General features: G+C 72.3%; 4 protein-coding genes and 1 pseudogene. 2 read left to right on the top strand and 3 right to left on the bottom strand.

Annotation, left to right across the window (positions count from 1 at the left end; translation table 11 throughout):
• A partial coding sequence (locus tag ABNT58_RS27625; protein WP_348756578.1) for a hypothetical protein occupies positions 1 to 219 on the top strand: 219 nt, incomplete at its 5' end.
• Positions 220 to 291: 72 nt separating this feature from the next.
• Complete coding sequence (gene mutY, locus ABNT58_RS27630; RefSeq protein ID WP_348756579.1) at positions 292 to 1401, top strand: A/G-specific adenine glycosylase; 1110 nt, start codon at positions 292 to 294, stop codon at positions 1399 to 1401.
• Here the strand turns inward: mutY and ABNT58_RS27635 are convergent.
• The 3 genes and pseudogenes from ABNT58_RS27635 to ABNT58_RS27645 all read right to left on the bottom strand — a co-directional run.
• Entirely contained in the window at positions 1398 to 2012 is a 615-nt protein-coding gene (locus ABNT58_RS27635) for an LON peptidase substrate-binding domain-containing protein (protein ID WP_348756580.1), read from the bottom strand. The two genes, mutY and ABNT58_RS27635, sit on opposite strands and share 4 nt — an antisense overlap.
• A 2-nt stretch (positions 2013 to 2014) precedes the next feature.
• Positions 2015 to 2899: an RNase adapter RapZ gene (gene rapZ / locus ABNT58_RS27640; RefSeq protein WP_348756581.1), complete on the bottom strand. Its 885-nt coding sequence runs from the start codon at positions 2897 to 2899 to the stop codon at positions 2015 to 2017.
• A gap of 43 nt (positions 2900 to 2942) precedes the next feature.
• Positions 2943 to 3782: pseudogene (locus tag ABNT58_RS27645) on the bottom strand (DNA repair protein RecN); the annotation flags it as partial.

The raw sequence follows: 3782 nt of genomic DNA on the forward strand, positions 1-3782 counted from the left end.
CTGTCGCGGCGCATCGAGGAACTGCAGGCCCAGCACCGCCACTGGGAAGCCGTGGGCGAGCAGCTGCAGGCGCAGGCCACCAGCCTGCGGGCGCTGATGCTCAACGAAACGGTGTCGGAGGTGGACATTCCGCTGGCCCTGCCCGAGCGGCGCGAGGCGGCACCCCCGCTGACGCTGGTGCGGTCGGCCCGCGGCCGGGGCCGCAGCGGCGCGGTCTGACCAGGTCCCGCGGCGCCGGGCGAGGCCGCTCGGTGGAACGGTGCCGCCTTCGCCGTAGCGGATGATGCGCGCATGAATGCCGCCGCTGTTTCCGCCGCCATCCTCGAGCCGTCGACCCCATCCCCCGCCGCGCCCACGGCGCCCCGCCCGGACATTGCCGCCCGCGTCATTGCCTGGCAACGCACCCACGGCCGCCATGGCCTGCCCTGGCAGCACACGCGCGACCCCTACCGAGTGTGGCTGTCGGAAATCATGTTGCAGCAGACACAGGTGTCCACGGTGCTGGCCTACTACCCGCGCTTCCTGGAGCGCTTTCCGGACGTGGCCGCCCTGGCCGCCGCGCCGCTGGACGACGTGCTGGGCCTGTGGAGCGGCCTGGGCTACTACAGCCGTGCCCGCAACCTGCACCGCTGCGCCCAGGCGGTGATGGCCGAGCACGGCGGCGCCTTTCCGCCCAGCAGCGCGCTGCTGGCCACACTGCCGGGCATCGGCCGCTCCACCGCGGCGGCCATCGCGGCCTTCTGCTTCGGTGAACGCGCCGCCATCCTGGACGGCAATGTCAAGCGGGTGCTGTCGCGCGCGCTGGGCTTTGGCGGCGACCTGGCTTCATTGAAAGAAGAACGCGCGCTGTGGCAGCTGGCCGAGGCCTTGCTGCCCGCGCAGGACATGGACATCTACACCCAGGGCCTGATGGACCTGGGCGCGACGATCTGCACCGTGCGCCGGCCGCAATGCCTGCTGTGCCCGCTGCAGCCGGTGTGCGTGGCGCAGAAGGAGGGCCAGCCCGAGCGCTACCCGGTCAAGACCCGCAAGCTCAAGCGCAGTGCCCGCAGCAATGCGCTGCTGTGGCTGCAGCAGGCTGACCGCGTGTGGCTGGTGCAGCGGCCCGAGACCGGCGTGTGGGCCGGCCTGTGGACGCTGCCGCTGTACGACGACATGGCCGAGCCGCGGCGTCTGGGCCATGGCTGGCCCGGGCAGGGCGAGCCGCTGGCGCCCTTCCAGCATGTGCTGACGCACTTCGACTGGGCGCTGCAGCCCTACCGCCATGTGCTGCCCGCCGCGCTGGGGCCGGCGGCGCTGGCGGAAGTGGAAGCCGCGCTGCCCGCCGGCCGCTGGGTGACGCTGGCCGACGCCGCGGCCATGGGCCTGCCGGCGCCGATCCGCAAGCTGTTGCTCGGCTAGTCGTCAACGACGCCCTGCTTGCGCAGGAAGTCGTCCACCAGCTTCAACCGGGTCACGGGGTCGTCCAGCGCCATCAGCTTCTGCTTGGCAGCCAGGCTGATCGGCAGGATCTCGCACCAGCGGTTGGCCACCCAGCCGGCGTCGCCGAACTGGTAGGGCGGTATGAAGGGCTCGGCGCCCTCCCGCCGCATGGCCTCGATGGCTTCGCGCAGCGACTGCACGGTGGCGGCGGTGTCTTCAGGCGGTTCGGCCGCTTCGTCGGCCGGCAGCAGCGTGGCATCGGCCAGCCACAGCCCGTCGGCCTGCTGCCGCGGCTGGCTGAGCGCAAAGCGCTCCCGCCCGCTGCAGCGGATGTGCAGGATGCCGGCCTGCTCGGCATCCACTTCGTCGATATGGGCCTGCACGCCGGTGTCGTGCAGGCGCACGGCGCCGGTGCTGCCGTCCTTGCGCTGCACCTCGCCGCCTGCCTGCAGGCACACCACGCCGAAGGGGCGGCCCTGGCGCAGGCAGTCGCCCACCATGTCCAGGTAGCGGGCCTCGAACACCTTGAGGTTGAGCCGGCCGCCGGGAAACAGCACCGTCCGCAGCGGAAACAGCGGCAGTGCGGCCATGGTCAGTCCCGTGCGTCCAGTTCGCGGTGGCGCAGCAGCGTGGCGCAGCGGCTGCGAAAGCGCCGGGCCAGCTGCTCGGCCAGGTACACCGAGCGGTGCTGGCCGCCGGTGCAGCCGATGGCCACGGTCAGGTAGCTGCGCTGGTCGTTCTCGAAGGCCGGCAGCCAGCGGGTGATGAAGTCGCCGATCTGCGTCAGCATCTCGGGCACCTCGGGCTGCGCGGCCAGGTAGTCGGCCACGCCGGCATCGCGGCCGGTGAAGGGGCGCAGCTCGCGGATGTAGAAGGGGTTGGGCAGCACCCGCACGTCGAACACGAAGTCGGCGTCCAGCGGCACGCCATGCTTGAAGGCAAAGCTCTCGAACACCAGCGTCAGCCCGCCCTGCGGTGCGCCCACCAGATCGCGCAGCCACAGCCGCAGCTGGGCCGGCCGCAGCTGGCTGGTGTCGATGACGGTGGACACCTCGCGCAGCTCGGCCAGCAGCTCGCGCTCCAGCTCGATGGCGTCCACCAGTGCGCGGCGGCCATCGGCCACCAGGTCGCTGCCAGGTGCCACCTGGGGCGTGGACAGCGGGTGCGGCCGGCGTGTCTCCGAGAACCGGCGCACCAGGGCATCGGTGCTGGCGTCGAGGAACAGCGAGCGGATGCCCACGCCTTCGCCGCGCAGCCGGTCGATCAGCGGCAGCAGGTGCGGCAGCGAGCCGGCGCTGCGCACGTCCACCGCAACGGCCACCCGACGGTCGGAGCGGTCGCGCTCGATGCGCAGGAAGTCGGGCAGCAGCTCGGGCGGCAGGTTGTCGATGCAGAAGTAGCCGGCGTCTTCCAGTGCATGCAGCGCCACCGACTTGCCCGAGCCGGAGATGCCGGTGATCAGCACCACCTCGCGCATGGCGTGGGCGGGCGGCAGGTCAGCGGTGTCGGTGTGGGGAACTTCAGGCACGGGAGCGCTTGCGGGTGGGCTTGCCAGGAGCGGCCGTTACATCATCGGCCACAACGGCAGGCGCTGCAGCCTGTGCCAGCAATTCTTGGGCGTGAGCCAGGCTTGTTGCCAGCCGTTCGCCGCCCAGCATGCGGGCCACCTCGCTCACGCGGGCCTCGCCGGCCACCGGCTGCACGTCGCTGGTGGTGATGCCGCGCTGCGCCGCCTTGGACACCACGAAGTGATGGTCGGCGCAGGCCGCCACCTGCGCCAGGTGGGTCACGGCCATCACCTGCCGGCGCAGGCCCAGTTGCTTCATCAGCCGGCCGACGGTGTCGGCCACCGCACCACCCACGCCGGCGTCGATCTCGTCGAAGATCAGCGTGCCGGCGCCTTCGTCGTCGCGGGCGGCGGTGGTCACGGCAATGGCCAGCGCCAGCCGCGACAGCTCACCGCCCGAGGCCACCTTGGCCAGCGCACGGGGCGTGCTGCCGGCATGGCCGGCGACGCGGAACTCCACCGCCTCCAGCCCGTACGATTGCGGCGCCTCCTGCGGCAGCAGCGCCACCTCGAAACGGCCGCCGCCCATGCCCAGTTGCTGCATTGCGCGGGTCACCGAATCGCCCAACGGGCCGGCGGCGGCGGCGCGGGCCTTGCTCAGCTTGGCGGCTTCCTGCTGGTAGCGGCGCTGCGCTTCGGCATGGGCTTTCTGCAGGCCTTCCAGGTCGGCGGCTGCGTCCAGCGCGGCCAGCTCGCTGCGCCACTGGGCCAGCAACGTGGGCAGCTCGGCCGGCGCGCGGCGGTAGCGGCGGGCCAGGCTCATCCAGGCGCCCAGGCGGGCATCCAGCTGTTC

The sequence above is a fragment of the uncultured Aquincola sp. genome, assembly GCF_964001545.1.
Classification (GTDB): Bacteria; Pseudomonadota; Gammaproteobacteria; order Burkholderiales; family Burkholderiaceae_C; genus Aquincola.